Annotated in this window: 16 protein-coding genes and 1 tRNA gene; 7 read left to right on the top strand and 10 right to left on the bottom strand. The window is 64.9% G+C overall.

What is annotated here, in order from left to right:
* Positions 1–4: 4 nt before the first annotated feature.
* Positions 5–928, bottom strand: a complete 924-nt coding sequence (gene ubiA / locus SOM18_RS04575; RefSeq protein WP_320481396.1) for a 4-hydroxybenzoate octaprenyltransferase — start codon at positions 926–928, stop codon at positions 5–7.
* Between the two features lie 84 nt (positions 929–1,012).
* Between ubiA and SOM18_RS04570 the strand changes: the two genes are divergently transcribed.
* The 3 genes from SOM18_RS04570 to SOM18_RS04560 all read left to right on the top strand — a co-directional run bounded on the left by SOM18_RS04570 (position 1,013) and on the right by SOM18_RS04560 (position 3,475).
* A complete protein-coding gene (locus SOM18_RS04570) occupies positions 1,013–1,168 on the top strand; it encodes a hypothetical protein (protein WP_166746254.1) in 156 nt (51 codons plus the stop codon).
* Positions 1,169–1,248: 80 nt separating this feature from the next.
* Positions 1,249–2,022 (top strand): 16S rRNA (uracil(1498)-N(3))-methyltransferase, encoded by a 774-nt coding sequence (locus tag SOM18_RS04565; protein WP_320481395.1) that lies wholly within the window; start codon positions 1,249–1,251, stop codon positions 2,020–2,022.
* A 64-nt stretch (positions 2,023–2,086) separates the two neighbouring features.
* Positions 2,087–3,475, top strand: a complete 1,389-nt coding sequence (locus SOM18_RS04560; RefSeq protein WP_031439554.1) for a glutamate--cysteine ligase — start codon at positions 2,087–2,089, stop codon at positions 3,473–3,475.
* Here the strand turns inward: SOM18_RS04560 and SOM18_RS04555 are convergent.
* Positions 3,472–4,791, bottom strand: a complete 1,320-nt coding sequence (locus SOM18_RS04555) for a methyltransferase family protein (protein ID WP_320481394.1) — start codon at positions 4,789–4,791, stop codon at positions 3,472–3,474. The genes SOM18_RS04560 and SOM18_RS04555 overlap by 4 nt on opposite strands.
* A gap of 160 nt (positions 4,792–4,951) precedes the next feature.
* Between SOM18_RS04555 and SOM18_RS04550 the strand changes: the two genes are divergently transcribed.
* Positions 4,952–5,025: transfer RNA gene (locus tag SOM18_RS04550), tRNA-Gly, on the top strand.
* 517 nt (positions 5,026–5,542) lie between these two features.
* Positions 5,543–6,385 (top strand): glycosyltransferase family 4 protein, encoded by an 843-nt coding sequence (locus SOM18_RS04545; protein ID WP_052380912.1) that lies wholly within the window; start codon positions 5,543–5,545, stop codon positions 6,383–6,385.
* Here SOM18_RS04545 and SOM18_RS04540 read toward each other — a convergent pair.
* From SOM18_RS04540 to SOM18_RS04505, 8 genes are all read right to left on the bottom strand, one after another.
* Positions 6,382–7,533: an acyltransferase family protein gene (locus SOM18_RS04540; RefSeq protein WP_152555472.1), complete on the bottom strand. Its 1,152-nt coding sequence runs from the start codon at positions 7,531–7,533 to the stop codon at positions 6,382–6,384. The genes SOM18_RS04545 and SOM18_RS04540 overlap by 4 nt on opposite strands.
* Before the next feature lie 221 nt (positions 7,534–7,754).
* Positions 7,755–9,386, bottom strand: a complete 1,632-nt coding sequence (gene mqo / locus SOM18_RS04535) for a malate dehydrogenase (quinone) (protein ID WP_042467034.1) — start codon at positions 9,384–9,386, stop codon at positions 7,755–7,757.
* A 506-nt stretch (positions 9,387–9,892) separates the two neighbouring features.
* Entirely contained in the window at positions 9,893–10,285 is a 393-nt protein-coding gene (locus SOM18_RS04530) for a hypothetical protein (RefSeq protein WP_042467029.1), read from the bottom strand.
* Positions 10,286–10,326: 41 nt separating this feature from the next.
* Complete coding sequence (locus SOM18_RS04525; RefSeq protein ID WP_042467030.1) at positions 10,327–10,785, bottom strand: hypothetical protein; 459 nt, start codon at positions 10,783–10,785, stop codon at positions 10,327–10,329.
* Positions 10,786–10,818: 33 nt separating this feature from the next.
* Positions 10,819–11,832, bottom strand: coding sequence for a helix-turn-helix transcriptional regulator (locus SOM18_RS04520; RefSeq protein ID WP_320481393.1), 1,014 nt, complete (start codon positions 11,830–11,832; stop codon positions 10,819–10,821).
* Between the two features lie 330 nt (positions 11,833–12,162).
* Positions 12,163–12,399: a helix-turn-helix transcriptional regulator gene (locus tag SOM18_RS04515; protein ID WP_192191366.1), complete on the bottom strand. Its 237-nt coding sequence runs from the start codon at positions 12,397–12,399 to the stop codon at positions 12,163–12,165.
* Positions 12,396–12,635: a hypothetical protein gene (locus SOM18_RS04510; protein WP_320481392.1), complete on the bottom strand. Its 240-nt coding sequence runs from the start codon at positions 12,633–12,635 to the stop codon at positions 12,396–12,398. The genes SOM18_RS04515 and SOM18_RS04510 overlap by 4 nt, the downstream gene beginning before the upstream one ends.
* Before the next feature lie 255 nt (positions 12,636–12,890).
* On the bottom strand, positions 12,891–13,694 hold the full coding sequence (locus tag SOM18_RS04505) for a hypothetical protein (RefSeq protein WP_320481391.1): 804 nt from the start codon (positions 13,692–13,694) through the stop codon (positions 12,891–12,893).
* A gap of 612 nt (positions 13,695–14,306) precedes the next feature.
* Here SOM18_RS04505 and SOM18_RS04500 point away from each other — a divergent pair.
* Positions 14,307–15,170 carry an alpha/beta hydrolase gene (locus SOM18_RS04500; protein WP_320481390.1) on the top strand — a complete coding sequence of 288 codons (864 nt, stop codon included), beginning with the start codon at positions 14,307–14,309 and terminating at the stop codon, positions 15,168–15,170.
* Between the two features lie 231 nt (positions 15,171–15,401).
* Positions 15,402–17,111, top strand: a complete 1,710-nt coding sequence (locus SOM18_RS04495; RefSeq protein WP_320481389.1) for a GH39 family glycosyl hydrolase — start codon at positions 15,402–15,404, stop codon at positions 17,109–17,111.
* The last annotated feature ends 154 nt before the right edge of the window (positions 17,112–17,265 follow it).

The raw sequence follows: 17,265 nt of genomic DNA, 5'->3' as shown, positions 1-17,265 counted from the left end.
AGGGTCACAGGCTCGTGCCGACAACCACGCAGGCGAGGAAGATCAGCAACCCGGTGAAGCGGTTGGCGCGGAATCGGGCGAGCGCACCGGCGCTGTTGTCCGCGCGCAGCGTGACGACCTGCCACCCCAGATGCAGCGCGGCGGGCGCCAGCGCGGCGATCGCGAGCGGATCGGGCCGCATCGTCCAGAACGCCGCGGCCCAGAACCCGACCGCGATCGCATAGAAAATCCCGACCCCCGCCTTTACATGCCGCCCCATGCGCAAGGCGGACGACCGGACGCCGATCATCGCATCGTCCTCGCGGTCCTGCAGCGCATAGATCGTGTCATAGCCGATCACCCAGGCGATAGACCCCGCATAGAGCAGCCACATCGGCAACGTCAGCGCGCCGGCGATGTCGCTCCACCCGACCAGCAACGCCCAGCTGAACACCAGCCCGAGCCATGCCTGCGGCCACCAGGTGATGCGCTTCATGAACGGATAGGCGGCGACCGGCGCGAGGCTCGCCAGCGCGACGACCGCGGCGAGCGGCGTCAGCTGCAGCAGCACGACCAGCCCGACGAGCGCCAGCGCGCCGAGCCAGATCCACGCCAGCCGCAACGAGACGAGCCCGCTCGGGATCGGCCGCGCGCGCGTCCGCGCGACCTGCGCGTCGAGATCGCGGTCGACGATGTCGTTGAACACGCAGCCTGCGCCGCGCATCGCGATGCTGCCGAGCAGGAACCACGCGATCAGATCCCAGCGCGCCCACGCCCCGCCCGCCAGCGCGATCCCCCAGGCGCCGGGCCAGAACAGCAGCCACCAGCCGATCGGCCGATCGAACCGCGCGAGCAGCGCCAGCCCGCGCAGCGTCGGCGGCAGCCGCGCGACCAGGCCGCGATGTTCGCTGTCGGGGACGATGTCCATCGGGCTCGGTGTGGTCTGCATGACGCGGGGCGTAGGAAGACGGCGTTTGGCGCGCAAGCCCGCAGCGGCTAGGATAGCGGCAGTGTCGCGTTCGAGCCCCTTTGCATGATCGGCCTGTCGGTCGCGGTCGGCCGTTTCGTCGAGGCGCTCTTCTGGGGCATCTTCCGCGTCGCCGGCGCGGTCGCGGGCGCGCTGATCCTCGGCATCGCGGTCGCGATCATCGTATGGATCGTCGCCCGCAAACTCTGGAACCGCCGCTAACCAATCCCCCCTGACGGCGGAGGATCGCGAACGAGCGAAACGCCCTCCCCGCATGCGGTGGGATTTGCTAGGCCCCCGCCATGCCTGCAACCCCAGCCTGGCCGCCGCAATCCACGCCGCGGCTGTTCGTCGACACCCCGCTCAGCCCCGGCCCGCTGCCGGTCGACGGCCCCGCCGCGCATTATCTCGCCGGCGTCATGCGGCTGAAGATCGGCGACCCGGTCAAGCTGTTCGACGACCGCACCGGCGAATGGCTCGCCACCGCGACCAGCGTCGGCAAGCGCGACCTCGTCCTCGATGTGACCGAGAGTCTCCGCGAACGCGAGGCGGTACCCGATCTGTGGCTCTGCGCCGCGCCGCTCAAGAAAGGCCGGGTCGACTGGCTCGCGGAGAAGGCGTGCGAGCTCGGCGTCGACCGGCTCGTCCCCGTCGTCACGCGCCGCACCGTCGTCGACAAGCCCAATACCGACCGTCTGCGTACGCACATGATCGAGGCGGCCGAGCAATGTGGGCGCACCGCGCTGCCGCAGGTCGCCGAACCCGCAAAGCTCACAGCGCTGCTCCGCGACTGGCCCGCCAATCGCATCCTGTTCTTCGCCGACGAGACCGGCGGCGCGCCCGCGTTGGCGACGATGCGTGCGCATGCCGGTCCCGCGGCGATCCTGATCGGCCCCGAAGGCGGTTTCGACGCCGACGAGCGCGCGGCGATTCGCGCGCATCCCCAGGCGGTCGGCATCGGGCTCGGCCCGCGCATCCTCCGCGCGGAAACCGCCGCGGCGGCGGCGGTCGCGCTGTGGATGGCGGCGGCGGGCGATTGGGCGGCCGAACCGCCCGTCCCGTCACCCGTCGCGTGACATTGCTACCGACCGGTCCGAATCCCCTCTAGCACCCTCGTTCATCGCCGCGTAAGGCGCGGCGATGACGAGCAAGACCGCCCCTGCAAAGACCAGCCCGACGATCGAGTCGCGCGACCAGTTGATCGCCAGCTTCGCGCGTGGTGAAAAGCCCAAGGACCGCTGGCGGATCGGCACCGAGCACGAGAAATTCGTGTACGCGAAAGACGACCATCGCGCGCCTTCGTACACAGAGGCGAGCGGCATCCGCGCGCTGCTCGGCGAGCTTGAGCAATATGGCTGGGCGCCCGTGTTCGAGCGCGGCCCCGATGGTACCGAGAACGTCATCGCGATGACCGGTGCGGACGGGAGCATCAGCCTGGAGCCCGCGGGCCAGTTCGAACTGTCGGGCGCGCCGCTCGAGACCCTTCACGAAACCTGCGCCGAGACCGGCCGTCATCTCGAACAGGTCAAGGCCGCGGGCGAAAAGCTCGGCATCGGCTTCCTCGGTCTCGGCATGTGGCCCGACAAGACCCGCGCGGAGCTGCCGATCATGCCCAAGGGGCGCTATGCGATCATGCTGCGGCACATGCCGCGCGTCGGCAGCATGGGGCTCGACATGATGCTGCGGACCTGCACGATCCAGGTGAACCTGGATTACGCGTCGGAAGCGGACATGGTGAAGAAATTCCGCGTCGGCTTGGCACTCCAGCCGCTCGCCACCGCGCTGTTCGCCAATTCGCCGTTCACCGAGGGCAAGCCCAACGGCATGCTGTCCTATCGCAGCCATATCTGGTCCGACACCGACCCGCACCGCACCGGCATGCTGCCCTTCGTGTTCGAGGACGGCTTCGGCTATGATCGCTACACCGACTATGCGCTCGATGTGCCGATGTACTTCGTCTACCGCGACGGCAGATATATCGACGCGGCGGGGCTCAGCTTCCGCGACTTCCTGAAGGGCGAGCTCAGCGTCCTGCCCGGCGAGAAGCCGACGCTCGACGACTGGACCGATCATCTCTCGACCGCCTTCCCCGAGGTGCGGCTGAAGACCTTCCTCGAGATGCGCGGCGCCGATGGCGGACCGTGGAACCGGATCTGCGCGCTGCCCGCGCTCTGGGTCGGGCTGCTCTACGATCAGGGTGCGCTCGATGCGGCCTGGGATCTGGTGAAGGACTGGACGATCGACGAACGCCAGTCGCTGCGCGATGCCGTGCCCAAGCTCGGGCTGAATGCGCCGATCGCAGGTGGCGGCCAGTTGCGCGACATCGCTGCACAGGTGCTCGATATCGCGGGTGCCGGCCTGTCGTCGCGCGCGCGCCTGAACAAGGCGGGCGACAACGAGACCGGCTTCCTCGATCCGCTGCGCGAGATCGTCCGCTCGGGCAAGGTCCCCGCCGAGCTGCTGCTCGACAAATACAACGGTGTCTGGGGCGGCGATATCGCCAAGGTATACGGCGTGGAAAGCTTCTAGGCGCCTGACGCTCGGCGCGATCCCGCCACCCACGCCAGGAGGCGCGGTACCGGTCCGTTGCGCGCCATCCAGTCGCTATAGGCGCGGTAATCGGGGTCGAGGCCGAGATGCCGCTCCTCGGTCCGCGCACGCCAGTAATAGACCCCGCTGACCGCCGCGAGCAGCAGGGTCGCGCGCATCGCGTCGATCGGCGTCCCCGTCGTCAGCACGGGGATCGTCGACAGCCACCAGAACAGGTTCTTCGACAGATAGGCGGGGTGCCGCGACCAGGCATAGGGCCCGTGCGTCAGGATCCCGCGGTTGGTGAGATTGGAGAATTGCAGGCCGAACGCCATCGTCGCCCACGCATAGATCGCGGTCAGCGCGACCAATACCGCGCCGATCAGCACCAGCAGGACGGGGTGATACTGGAACCAGACGTCCCATTCCTGCGTGCCCGGGTGATAGTCCATCGGTCCGCCGTCGCTCATGAGGATGATCGGCGGATAGCACATCAAGGCCGCCATCCAGGCGGCTGCGAACGGATTGGCGCTGCGGATATGCGAATCGAGCGGTCGCAGCGTCAGGACATAGCCGACCGTCGCAAAGGCGACGTCGATCAGGAACATGAAGGTGATCAGCCACCTGGCGAGCGCGACAGGGTCGCGCAGGATCGCGCTTGTGTCGCCGCGGATGAACTCGCCGAACCCGCCCGGCACGATCGCGAGCATGAAGGCGAGGAAGAACGCCTTCACTCCCCAGCTGCGTAGGTGGTTGTGGAGCGCAGCACGATCGACCCCCGGCTGCCCGGTCAGCCATGCCCCGAGCGACCACGCTCCGTCCTTCGGCGCGACCAGATAGCGGTCGAGCCAGAGGACATAGGGGATCGACACGAGCACGAGGATCGGCGCGGCGTTGGTGAAGCACCACATCGCAAAGGCGAAATTCCCCTCCCAATAGAATCGCCCGGTGCCATAGATCACCGCGATCCCGGCCCAGGTCACCCAGAAGGCGGCGAGCTTGGTCAGGCTGACGTCGATCGTCTCGCGCCATGGCCGGGGCCGCGACCAGTCCAGCCCGGTGCTCGGCCGGCGATGGACCTTGTCGACCAGCACCGACCACAGGATCATCGGGACCGCGCAGGCGAGCAGGTTGACCAGCGCGGCATAGGGCCCGTCCATCCCCCAGCCGCGCGCGCACGCCACCCAGCCGAGCACCCCCGCCAGCCCCGCCAGCCCGGCGCCGTGACTGACCGCGGACGCGGGGCGCGGATCCGCGGCGCGGCGCCGTTGCAGGGTCAGGCTCGTCGTCTCGGGAAGCACAGGCGCGTCGGACATGGCGCCACGGGTAGCCGATTTTCGTCAGCAAACCATGAACCATCCTGCCCCGGCTTGCACCACCCCACGACCCGCGCTATCGCGACCCTACACCTTCTGCCGCCCGTCTCGCCTTCGCGACGGTCAGAGCGGGGGCGCAGGCCGCGGCAACGCCGGCTTCGCGGGTATAGTACAATGGTAGTACAGCAGCCTTCCAAGCTGAATACACGGGTTCGATTCCCGTTACCCGCTCCATCGTTTCCAATAGCGCCGACCAGTCTTGACGGGCGTGACCCGATCATTGCCTGACTATGCCGTGAGATGCGCTGTTATAGGCGGCGATAGCCGGCATGGCGAACTCTGTGCCTCACAGCACCCGCCCCGCCGCATTTTCTGATTATTAGAAGTCGGGCTCCCCATTCCGATTTCGACATGACCCGTTTGCTGATTTCTGGTAACTCTATGGCGCATATTACCGATGATTTCGGGATGAAATACTATTAGCAAGTCTTTTCAACGATGGGACGTCGACTTCACCCTTTCGCTTCACAATCGAACCGGAAAGTATTTTATCGGCAGGGATATCATCGACACGCTGCCGGATGTATTTCGCAGCGTGAAGATATGGAGACTTCCCGAAAGGGTCGGCGTCAATGCCTTGTCCCGCAAAGTCATCGGTCGATTATGGGCCGAAGAAGATCGCCTCAGAGCCCGGTATCCCAGGCTGCTGCCGCGACAGCGGAGCCGACGCGCGGTCCTTCATCTCGATCCGATGACCGTGCTGGGCTGGCACGTCACGTCGCATGATGCCGTGCTGTGCCACGATCTCGGCCCCCTGACGCATCCCGAACTCTTCGCCCCGTCCGTCACCGCGCTCTACGAGCGGGTCTATGCACGCATCGCCGAACGCCAGCCCCGCATGGCCTTTGTCAGCCAGGCATCCAAGGCGGCATTTCAGCGCCTCTATGGCACCGGGTCCCCCGCCACCGTGATCTATCCACCGATCCGCACGGGCGTGGCGGGTGGCGCGCAACACGCCGTGGACGGCGTTGAAGGCCTGTTTCTGCTGACCGTGGGGAGCATCGGGCGCCGCAAGAACCAGCTGGCCAGCATCCGCGCATTCGCACGCGCGGGCCTTGCCGATGCGGGCTATCACTATGTCATCTGCGGCAGCCGCGAACCGGGATCCGAGGCCGTCATCGCCGAGGCGGAGCAAACCCCCGGCGTCATCCTCCTGCCCTATGTCTCGGACGAGCAGTTGCGCTGGCTCTATGCGCATGCGCGGGGGTTCGTGCTGGTGAGCCTTCTCGAAGGATTCGGCGTCCCCGTCGCGGAAGCGATGCGCAACGGACTGGTGCCGCTGATCAGCGCCAACAGCGTCCTCGAAGAGGTCGCGGGACCAAGTGCGATCGCGGTCGATCCGCACTCCGTCGAGGCCATCGCCGCGGGAATGACACAGCTCGCCGAACTCCGCTCGGACCAGATCGCGGCACGGCGGGTCGATCTCGAGGCGCGTCTCGACGCGTTCTCAATGCCGACCTTCGTCGATGCGTGGAGGGCCTTTCTGGGTGCCGAGGCCGAGCATCGGCCGGCGCCGCTCGTCGCATCGCGCTAGCCGACCGAAACGGCGCGACGCGGGAGGAGCAGGCGCGCGCCCAGAAAGGCGAGCGCCGGCTTTTCGACGAAACGGCGGACGATCTCCGCCACGATCAGCGCAGCCCCCACGATACCGACCGCTGCGATCAGTCGCTCGGCGAGCGGCTGGCCCGCCATCAATCGAGAGAGCAGCATGACGACCGGCAGATGCGTGGCATATAGTGGGAAGGAGACATTCCCCAGCCATGTCAGCACGCGCGACTGCTCTCGTTGCCCAAGTGCGCCGAGCAATACGATCATCGGGTTGGCGCACAGGATGTAGAAGAGCGACAGCGGGATGCCAAACCAGGAGACGCCGGGCACGATCATCGGAAAGAGGAGTGCGGCGATCAGGATCACGGGCGCAACATCCGCCTTCACGCGACGCGCCTCGTAGATCCGGTATGCGACCACCCCCATGCAGAAGGACGCCAAGGCCCTGACCGTCGTTGGCACGATCATATCGACCGACTGATAAAAGAAATGGACGCTATTATGGTCGATGGCGACCCAGGTGATCGCGACCGAAAGGACGAAGGCGATCGTGATCAGCCCGCGATTGCCGAGGGCCTTGACGGATACCGCCCAAAGCAGATTGACGAGGATCTCTGCAAAAAGCGACCAGTAGACGCCGTTGAACCAGACCAGATTCTGCCCCTCGAGCCGCGGCAGGACGATGAGGGACAGGGCAAACGCCCGATAGGCGGATGACGCCCCCGGGCCGCCCGCCATGCCGAGCGCCACGAGCAAGGCCGCCACCGATCCGGCGAGCACGCTCGGCCAGAGCCGAACCACCCGTGACATCAGAAAGCGAGCGAACTCACCGCCGCCCTCGCGCAACCGCCGCTCATGCGCGAAGGCGAGGACGAAACCGCTAAGACACAGGAAAAAGTCCACCGCGATATTGCCATGGACCGTCATTCCGCTCGGAAACTTCAGGAAGATGCCGATATGATATGCCACGACCATCAGCGCCGCGACCCCCCTCAACCCATCTAATGCGACAAAGCGACGTTTCGAGTGTTCGGCGGCCCGGACAGGCTGCATATACATTCCCCCAGCGCTTATCCCGATTAGGCGGGGCAAAACACAAATATCGGGAGAACTGTCGGGGGCATCGACAGACAAGTCTATCGTGTTTTTTGACCAAGACCGTCCCAGGTCGACATGATTTCGACGGCTTTACTATTCTGGCGTTCTGATGTTCGCTCACGCATGACCGCAAGGTGGCCGATCTTCGTTAGCGGGGCGGATCGGATATGGGGCATTTCCCGCCAGCAGGGCCCGCGTGCGTGCCATAGCTTACCCCTCCCCGGCAATGCCGGGGAGGGCGCGGTCGAGGACAGCTGTCAGAGGGCGAGGTCGGGGCTGCGGTCCGCCTTGACGCGCATCGCGGCGGGGCGGGGCTTGGTCGCGACATGGACCGCCGGCGAGGCGATGGCGAGTTGCAGCGTATCGGCGGTATTGCCCCAGTGATCGGCGAGCAGTTCGGGATGCTCATTGAGCTTGATGCCGTAGCTCGGGACGATCTCGCGGATCTTGGCCTGCCAGCCGGCGGTCGACAGCCGGTTCGGAAACACCTTCTTGAGCAGGTCGAGCATGATCGACGGCGCGGTCGACGCACCCGGCGACGCGCCGAGCAGCGCCGCGATCGAGCCGTCCTTCGACGCGACGATCTCGGTGCCCAGCTTCAGCACGCCGCCCTTTTCAGGATCACGCTTGATGATCTGCACGCGCTGGCCCGCCTGCCACAGGCGCCAGTCGCCGTCCTTGGCGCCGGGGAAATATTCGCGCAACGCCTCCATCCGGTCGGCATCCGACATGATCAGCTGCCCTGCGAGATATTCGACCAGCGCGAAATCGTCCCAGCCGACCGCGACCATCGGCCGGAAATTGTCGATCGTCACCGATGCAGGCAGATCGAAATAGGACCCCTGCTTCAGGAACTTGGTCGAGAAGGTCGCGAACGGTCCGAACAGCAGCGCCTGCTTGCCGTCGAGATAGCGGGTGTCGAGATGCGGCACCGACATGGGCGGTGAGCCGACCGCGGCCTTGCCGTAAACCTTGGCGAGATGGCGGTGCGTGATCTCCGGCTTGTCCGCGACCAGGAAGGATCCGCCGACCGGAAAGCCGGCATAGTCGTCCGCCTCGGGGATGCCCGACTTCTGCAGGATCGGCAGTGCGCCGCCACCCGCGCCGGCAAAGACGAAGCGCGCATTGATGACCTGCTTGTCGTCGGTCTTCATGTCGCGCGCGGTGACTTCCCAGCCGCCCTTGGCATTGCGCTCGAGCGAACGGACCTCATGCCCCGTCGTCAGCGTGAAGTTCGCCTGCTTGTCGAGCGCGGCGATATATTGCCGCGTCACCGCACCCCAGTCGCAATCCGTGCCGAGCGGCGAGCGGGTCGCCGCAAGCGGCAGCGCCGGATCGCGGCCCTGCATCATCAGCGGCACCCATTTGGCGATCTGGGCGCGGTCGGTCGAGAACTCCATGCCGGAGAAGAGCGGACTGGCGCCCAGCGCTTCCCAGCGCTTGCGAAGGAAGGCGACATTGGCGTCGCCCCAGACGAGGTTCATGTGCGGGGTCGAGTTGATGAACGTCCGCGGTGCGCCGAGCATGCCGGCCTTGACCTGGTGGCTGAGAAACTGGCGCGTGACCTGGAACTGCTCGTTGATCTCGACCGCCTTGGCGATCTCGACACGGCCGTCGGCCGCGTTGACCGGCGTGTAGTTGAGTTCGCACAGCGCCGAATGGCCGGTGCCCGCGTTGTTCCAGCCGCCCGAGCTCTCCTCGGCGACCTTGTCGAGACGTTCGACCAGCTCGATCGTCCAGCTCGGCTCGAGCTGGCGCAGCAGCACGGCGAGCGTCGCGCTCATGATGCCGCCGCCGATCAGCAGCACGTCGACCGAACGTTCCGTCGTCGCGGCCTGCGCCGGCGACAGGGGAACCATGGCGGAGGACCCTGCGACGCCCGCAACGATCGCCGAGCCTAGAAGATTGCGGCGCGTTACGCCCGTGCCGGCCGCTGGAGCTTCGCCTGACTGCTCGGCGGTCCGCGTGTCGTCGTTCGATCCAATTCGCACTATGATGCCTTTTTCGTTACCGCCTGCCCGCCCCCGATCCCGGCCCCCGAGGGGCGGAGACGGCTAAGGGCGCATCGCCGGATGATGGATGGGCTGCGCAGGATCGGCCGAAAGACGCACAGAAGCGATCGACCGAGCACAACGGTTGCTCAAAGTCCTCGCCCATTTGCCGGAATTTATTGGGAGGCCCGCAAACCAGTAAAATTGACGGGTATCCGAGACTTATATGCCATCGCAGGCGCAATTTTTCAAGCTTTGGATGGCGGATGGCCGGATCGGGGCCCGCCATGCGCGGCGTATCGAGCCGCGCGGCAGCAGCCGCGAAGACGCCCGGTCGGCGCCGGCCGCAGGGATCTTGTTCGTCCGTCCGCCAAGCTCGACCGGTCACCCGGCCAGCTTGCGGATCAGCAATCCACCAGACCCGCGAGCAGATCGCTCATCCGCTGACGCCCGACGACCGACAGCTGAATATGCGATCGTCGACCGTCATTTTTGTCGCGGGTCCGCAGGACGAGACCCGCCTCCTGCAGGATCGCAAGGTAGCGCAGCGCCGTCGCCGAGGGCGCCCGCGCGCCGATGCACACCGCGGACACGCTGAGCTGACGCCCCTCGTGATGCGAGATGAACAGGTCGAGCAGCATGTCCCAGGCGGGTTCGGAGAACAGGTCCGCGCCGAATGCCGCGTCGCGCTGGCGACGCAGTTCGTACAGATGCTTGGCAGCGCTCACCAGGCGGGCGGGATCGACGGCGGCGGGTGCAAGAGCCGGCCCGGGCCGTGCGCCGTTCAAGAGTCGCATGAAAGGAATGGCATAAGACATTTAAAGCCTCAGATGCAGGGCTAAGGAAGGGTCGGGTCCTGGCGGCTCCAGTCGAGATCCCAGCCTCGCGACCGGACCCGTCTGGCATGCCGCATCGTTCCGACGGCGAGCAGCAGGACGATGGGGTAGCTCCACATGACCGACAGGACCGCATAAGCGAGCCGGATCACGTCGGGGTTGATCGCCCGGGCCAGATGCGCCCCGGTTCCCAGTGCATGGAGCGCGGTGACCCAGGCCGGCCAGAACCGATCGGCGTGCAGCGTGATGGCGATCATCACGCCGAGCAGGACGATGTCGACGGTCATGATGCCGATCTCGACGTCGACGAACTCGCCTGCGCCAAGCTGGTGAAACATCCGCGTGGCCAGTGCCGCGAGCAGCAGGGCAAGCCCGGTCAGCCGCTCGGGGGCACCGCCACGCCAGAATGCATAGCCGGTCGCCGCCAGTTGCAGCGCGTTGAAGATCCAGACGCGGTCCACGTTATCGGGTCAAGCGATCCACCGGCCGCGTCGTCAGGCGGCAACGACGAGGTGCAGCAACGCATCGTCGCGCAGAGCCCCTTCGTTGGGCGGACACTCGCCCTCGTCACCATAGGCATAGAAGGCACCGAGGCCGATTTCGCTGCGTACCGCGACCAGCGCATGGTGCGCGTCGACGAAGCGCTGGCGGGCCTTGATCAGATCGGACGATGCATCCGCGACGAGTTGCAGCGCGGCGATCCCGGTCGCGACCGGCAGTTTTGCCGCCGCACGCTGCTGCAACAAGGTCGCGACGCACGATGCGGCGAGCGACGCGGCCTGGTCGACCGCCGCCTCCGCCTTCAGAAAGTCTGCGGTGACCCTGTCGGTTGCCTGACGACGTTCCTTCAACATGTCGAATTTCCCACCCCAGCGCGACGAATGCTCGACCCGGGGAGAGGCGGCGCTGCCGCGAACCTGCCTGAACAGGCTCGTCATGGTCATCGTCATCGTCACCAGCGCCACCGTGGTGATCGCCAGCAACGCCATGAGCCCGACCAGCCGGATCAGCCTGTCCCCCTTGGACAGGCGGTTCCGCGCCGCTCCCTCCGGTCCGCCTCTGGGCGTCATCCCTATGAAGCGGCGGACGAGCCCCCATGGATCGTCCTGGCCGACCTGTGGCGGATGCGACGGCGCGCGCGCTACGTCGATTGGTTCGGATGGGAGCCGATCATACGTCGCGACCAGCAGGTCCGACGACGGCATTGGCGACGTCCCGTCCTCCGTCCTGTCGTTCGCGGCGCGGGGCGCGGGCGTGGCGGAGGGCATGACGCGGGGCTCTGCGAGCACATCGAAATCCCCGGCGGTTTCGTGCCGTTGCAACAGCCGCGCAGCCTCGAACCGCGACCCCGCGCCCAGCACCTGAACCGCGCGTTCGATCCGCTTGTCGATCGCCGACGGCGACACGCCGAGCAGCGCTGCGATCTCCTTCGAATTGTGATGCGTCAGGACCAGTCGAAGACAGGCCCTTTGCGCTTCGGTCAGGAGATCAATGCGGCTGGCAGACATAGACCTACATTAACCGCAATTCTGCGGTTAGGCATCCCTGTTTGAAGCGCGCCGAATGCCGTCGCGGGACGCGTTTTCGCGCACGATGTCCGCACGACATCCCGGCACAGATCTGAAGGTTGTAAGGTTCGCGCCTGGCCTTGCTACCGGCGAAGGACCAAAGCTTGGGCGGTGATACCGCAAAGCTTTGGTGGACAGGGCTGCTACTGCGTACATTCCATTAAGGTCCTGTAATATGTGCATTATTCGAATTTTCGCATCGTCTAGTGCCCCCTTGCGTGCCCCCAATCGATCCCCCCTGGAAATTTGAGGGAGCAAGTTTGACCAGTGTCATGCTGGGACAGGAGGCTTCGCCAGACGCGCTTTTAGCCACGTATCGACGTCCGATTGCCACCAGCCGATGCAGCGCTTCGTGAGGGGGTGCTGGGCGGGAAAGTCGTTGTTCGCGACCATCCGGTAAATCGTCGCACGGCTTAGTCCGGTGCTCGCAATCACGTCGTCGATACGCAGGAAACGACCCGCTGCACTGGCATGACCATCTTGCTTCGCTTGGGCGACGTTCTTCATGCGGCTTCCTCGAGGCGCTCGGCGTCGTGCGACCCCGCGAAGCTGGGCTGCGCGTTATGGATCTTCAGCTCCATCTTCGGCGTGCCGTCCGCGTTCAAAACAGGACGCTTCGACTTGCGATATCGCGTCCTGCCATCGACGGGCGGCGTAGTGCGAACGACGTGCGGAGCTTGCCGGTTGTCGTTCTTTGCAATGGAAGCCGTTAATGTGGCGGCTGAAAACTTGGGGTTTGTCATCGAATGCGTTCCGGCAAGGCGGTGGCGTTCTCGGAAGCGCGTTCCGAGAGATGGCTAGAAAGGACGTGTCGAAATTAGCGGATCCGCTTAGCCTTAGGCGGTCGCAGGCGCGGCTTGCTGGTCACGCGGCGCGCCTCGGCCAGTAGCGACAGTCATCAGCGGACCAATAAGACAGAAAAAACCTCCCCAATCGGGTGGGGCCTCGGCACGGTTTCGGACGAAGTGTACCGGCAGCCGGGTCGCCAGGGCTCACGATCATGGAAAGGTACCGTCTTCCGGCCGATTCCAGACCTCATAGAGTACAGCTGTGACGTCGACCGCGATCATGGCCTTTGCGCCATCCTTGGTGGCCTCGCCGCTCGCTTTCGGACCCCATGCAAAGCGATATTCGTCGCCCTCGCCGGTGCGCCAGAAATAGGTCATTTCCTCAAGATTGGCGCTGTGGCCAGCGGGATCATCGGCCTTTGGTTGCTCGGTGACGGTTAGGTAAGCGTGTAGGTGCCGGTAAAAGTCCTCGCGCTCTACATTCTCCCGGATTTCAGCAATTTCACGAGTTAGGCGCTTTTCTCCATGCGCTTCTCCTGCCGCCGCAAGCATCGCCTCTTTAAGCTCTTCCTCCTGTTCATCTTCGGAAAGATCGACGAAAGCTGCGACAATGCTCGGGTTCTTGTCGCGATCGAAGCCGGGTGAATTTACGAGGTTCCGTAACTCCGCCTGCCTGAGCATTCTCGCAACAAAGCTATCTTCGACAATGAAAAGCGACCACAGACCATAAACTTGGTTACGGTTCAGCCCCAACCCGTCGAAGTAAGCAATGGCCTCGCGGTAGACGCGACCAATCGACAGCATACCCTCGATTTTTACCCCGAGTATGCGAAGCTGGTTCATGATCGCGGCGATATTTGCCTCATACCAGGAGAAGCGGAGCTTAAAGCCGGTTCCCGTAGGGGCTTCCATCGGACGCAGCACACCGCCGCGAACCCAGAACGTCATGACGTCCCGAGGAATTGCCGCCTTGACCATGATATCGCCGCGTAGAATCGGCTTTTGGGTAGGCATCGGCCTTCCTTATGAACAACTGACGCTCAGCATTAAGTGACAATAGGTCACTCTGCAAGCCGTGATTAGTAAGGGCTTCGTCCGCGCCTTAGCCGACTCGCTGTGCTCTGCGTCAAAAAGGCGATCCCGACACGATGCAGCGTACGTTCTTCTCGCTGTAAAAGCGGAAGCGCGACGAGACCTGTCATTGCAGATTTCCACTAGCCTAGGCGCCCCTCCCGGGCGCTGGATCTCGATTGGCATTCGTTGACGATGAAGTCCTCGCTGTCCGCAACCGATTAGAAATCGTTGGACTATGGTAGCGCTATCGATATCATTGGAAAAGAACGATAAGATCGGGAGAGCGACCATGGGATTCGGACCCCGCTTGAAAGCCACCCCTCAATGGGTTCGGCACCCTTTTTGGCACCTCTCCTGCTTGACGATTTGCGCAATTTCGCCCGCGCTGGCGCAGACCGATGTCATGGCTCGTATCGTCACCGCGGCGCAGACGAGCCCGGCCGTCAGTGATACGGGTAATCTTGCAGGAGCAAGCGCACGCCCGGCTTCCATCCTGACCGCGCGCGCAGCAGTGGCCGCAATGGTACAAGCCAATTGAAACGTGCCGTGCTCATGGCAGTTGCGCTGCTGGTGGCCGTTCCGCTCGGGGCGCAGGATCCCGCGCCCGAGCAACCGCCGCACTACACGGTGATCAAGCTCTGGCCCAACGGCGCGTCGGGATCAGTTGCGCACCGTGGCGAGGCCGAGATCGCCCGCGACTATTGGGTACGCAACATCCATGATCCGTCGCTGATCGCCTTCCCCGCCGCGCCTGCGCACCGCAACGGGGCAGCGATGGTGATCATGCCTGGTGGCGGCCACAAACTGCTCGTGTGGACCAATGAAGGAACCAAAGTCGCGACCGCACTGAATCGCATGGGCGTCACCGCGTTTGTCCTCAAATACCGGCTCGCAAACGAGCCTGGGTCGAAATACTCGGTCGAGGGCAATGCGGCGGACGATGCGCGGCGCGCGCTGCGCTGGGTTCGCGCGCATGCCACCGACTATGGCATCGACCCGACGCGCGTCGGTGCGATGGGCTTTTCAGCCGGAGGCGAACTCGTGTCGCTGATCGCGGACAATCCAGAGCCAGCACGACGCAGCGCCCTCGATGCCGTCGACAAACAATCCGCACGCCCTGATTTCCAGGTGCTTGTCTTCCCCGGACCGCGTGGCATCCCAGCCACCGCCGTCAAGAACGCGCCGCCGGCCTTCCTGGTCGCCGGAAGCCGCGATCCCTGCTGTGCAGCACCCACCGTCGCGCTCTACGAACAGCTCCGGAAGAGCGGCGTGTCGGCTGAGTTGCACATGTATGCGGACAGCGGCCATGCGTTCAACCTCGACGAGTCGGATCGGATATCGATCCTGCACTGGCCTGATCGCCTGCAAGACTGGCTGGCCGACAGCGGCTGGCTTTCGCCCCGAGGGACGAAGTGACGTGCAGATGGTACCGCTCGATCGGATCCAGCATCCTGCGCTGCGATCCGCAGTCTCCATTCACGAACTGGCATTGCCGGACGCCAGCAACCCGCGTGAGATCCGCTGTCCATTCAAATCTCCGGTTCGGGTCATGATGGCCGCCGTCGCGCTGCTAGCGTGGTCAAACACGACATCGTCCGCATCATGTTCGTCTCCGGCGGAGCAGGTGACGACATCATGATACGGTTGATGATCATCGGTGCTGCGGCGATCGCCGTTCTCGCTCCCGCAAGCGCCGACCCGACCCCTGCTGCCGACGCATTTTCCGTGGTCGTAGAGGTCGATGCCGGTCGTCCCGAACGGCCCGTGGACCCTGTGTGGCGCTTCTTCGGCGCTGACGAGCCAAACTATGCGACGATGAAGGACGGACGAACCACGCTGGCGACCTTGGGCAAACTCGCGCCCGACTACGTGTATTTCCGCACCCATAACCTTTTGACCTCGGGCGATGGCACCCCAGCGCTGAAATGGGGGTCCACTGGAATCTATTCGGAAGATGCGAGCGGTCGCCCGGTCTATGACTGGACCGTGGTAGACCGGATTTTCGACACGTACCGCGCGCGCGGCGTCAAACCCTATGTCGAGCTCGGCTTCATGCCCGAGGCAATGTCGACTAGGCCGGTCCCCTATCAGCATGACTGGCGGCCGGGCAGCGGCGCGTTGCGCACCGGCTGGGCCTATCCACCACGCGACTATGGGCGTTGGGAAGACTTGATCTACCAGTGGGTGCGTCATTGCGTCGACCGCTATGGCCGCGAAGACGTCGCGAGCTGGTATTTCCAGACCTGGAACGAGGCCAACCTGCCGCAATATTACTGGGGCGGCACGCGCGAGGAATTCTTCCGTTTGCACGATGCCGCGGTGCGCGGTGTCCGGCGGGCGCTACCCGGCGCGCGGGTCGGAGGACCGGACAATGCCGGCGCCGGTGACGACTTCCTGACGGCATTCATGGCTCACGTACAGGCGGCGGGCACACCGACCGACTTTCTCTCCTTCCATGCCAAGGGCCAGCCCGAGCTGGTCCAGGATGCGAAGGGCGGCCATGTGCGCATGGGCCTGAACACCCACCTCAAAGCCGCCGAGCATGAATTCACAGCGATTAGCGCCAACCCGGCATTCCGCAACAAACCCATCGTAATCGGCGAATCCGATCCGGAAGGCTGCGCGGCCTGCCAGGGGCCGGCCAATGCGTACCGCAACGGCACCATGTACTCGAGCTACACCGCGGCATCCTTTCCCCGCCTGCTGGCGCTTGCCGACCGCCATCGCCTCAATCTGGAGGGCATCCTGTCGTGGGCGTTCGAGTTCGAGGATCAGGCACCGTTCGCGGGCTTTCGCCAACTCACCTCGAACGGCATCAACCTGTCCGTCATAAACATGTTCAAGATGTTCGCACAGATGAAGGGGCGCTACGTCCCCGCCATGTCCGACCATCAGGTCGCGTTGGACACAGTGATGACCAAGGGCGTGCGCGGCACCGCGGACGTCGGCAGCGTCGCCAGCCTCGACGGCGATAAGCTTGCGGTGCTCGTCTGGCACTATCATGACGACGATCTGCCGGGGCCGAAAGCCGCGGTGCGACTGCAGCTGCGCCGATTACCGCGCGCCGTTGCCAAGGGCGCGACACTGACCCACTACCGGATCGACGCCAGCCACTCGAACAGCTTCGCCGCATGGCGCGCGATGGGATCGCCGCTCGCCCCGACGAACGAACAGCGTGCCACGTTGCTGAACGCCGCCGAACTCGCGACCATGGATGCCGCGCCGACGCGCCTCACGGCTCGCAGGGGTGACGCCACGCTGGCGTTCGATCTGCCGCGGCAGGGCGTCTCGCTACTGGTCATCACGCCCGCGCCACGCGAAACCGGGCATCGGCGGACCGGTGGCAGCAGCCAATGAGACGCCGGGCAAATGCCATCCGAGCCCGGCAATGTGGACGGACGTCCAGCGCCGACGCATCACGCGTTCGACGCGATAATCGGCTGGTCGCTCAATCGCGTTTGCGACACACCGGCCGCCTGTATTGAGAGGATCGCCTGTGCCTGCCTATCCT

Source organism: Sphingomonas sp. CFBP9019, assembly GCF_034045155.1.
Lineage (GTDB): Bacteria > Pseudomonadota > Alphaproteobacteria > Sphingomonadales > Sphingomonadaceae > Sphingomonas > Sphingomonas aerolata.
Note: the sequence above shows the minus strand (reverse complement) of the source record. Positions and strands in the feature narration are given on the sequence as shown.

Excerpts from the sequence above, each read along its gene's own strand:
- SOM18_RS04560 (WP_031439554.1), top strand. The coding sequence starts at position 2,087 with ATGACGAGCAAGACCGCCCCTGCAAAGACCAGCCCGACGATCGAGTCG.
- SOM18_RS04565 (WP_320481395.1), top strand. The coding sequence starts at position 1,249 with ATGCCTGCAACCCCAGCCTGGCCGCCGCAATCCACGCCGCGGCTGTTC.
- SOM18_RS04510 (WP_320481392.1), bottom strand. The coding sequence starts at position 12,635 with ATGACAAACCCCAAGTTTTCAGCCGCCACATTAACGGCTTCCATTGCA.
- SOM18_RS04505 (WP_320481391.1), bottom strand. The coding sequence starts at position 13,694 with ATGCCTACCCAAAAGCCGATTCTACGCGGCGATATCATGGTCAAGGCG.
- SOM18_RS04500 (WP_320481390.1), top strand. The coding sequence starts at position 14,307 with ATGGCAGTTGCGCTGCTGGTGGCCGTTCCGCTCGGGGCGCAGGATCCC.
- SOM18_RS04520 (WP_320481393.1), bottom strand. The coding sequence starts at position 11,832 with ATGTCTGCCAGCCGCATTGATCTCCTGACCGAAGCGCAAAGGGCCTGT.
- SOM18_RS04515 (WP_192191366.1), bottom strand. The coding sequence starts at position 12,399 with ATGAAGAACGTCGCCCAAGCGAAGCAAGATGGTCATGCCAGTGCAGCG.
- SOM18_RS04570 (WP_166746254.1), top strand. The coding sequence starts at position 1,013 with ATGATCGGCCTGTCGGTCGCGGTCGGCCGTTTCGTCGAGGCGCTCTTC.
- SOM18_RS04495 (WP_320481389.1), top strand. The coding sequence starts at position 15,402 with ATGATCATCGGTGCTGCGGCGATCGCCGTTCTCGCTCCCGCAAGCGCC.
- SOM18_RS04530 (WP_042467029.1), bottom strand. The coding sequence starts at position 10,285 with ATGCGACTCTTGAACGGCGCACGGCCCGGGCCGGCTCTTGCACCCGCC.
- ubiA (WP_320481396.1), bottom strand. The coding sequence starts at position 928 with ATGCAGACCACACCGAGCCCGATGGACATCGTCCCCGACAGCGAACAT.
- SOM18_RS04545 (WP_052380912.1), top strand. The coding sequence starts at position 5,543 with ATGACCGTGCTGGGCTGGCACGTCACGTCGCATGATGCCGTGCTGTGC.
- SOM18_RS04555 (WP_320481394.1), bottom strand. The coding sequence starts at position 4,791 with ATGTCCGACGCGCCTGTGCTTCCCGAGACGACGAGCCTGACCCTGCAA.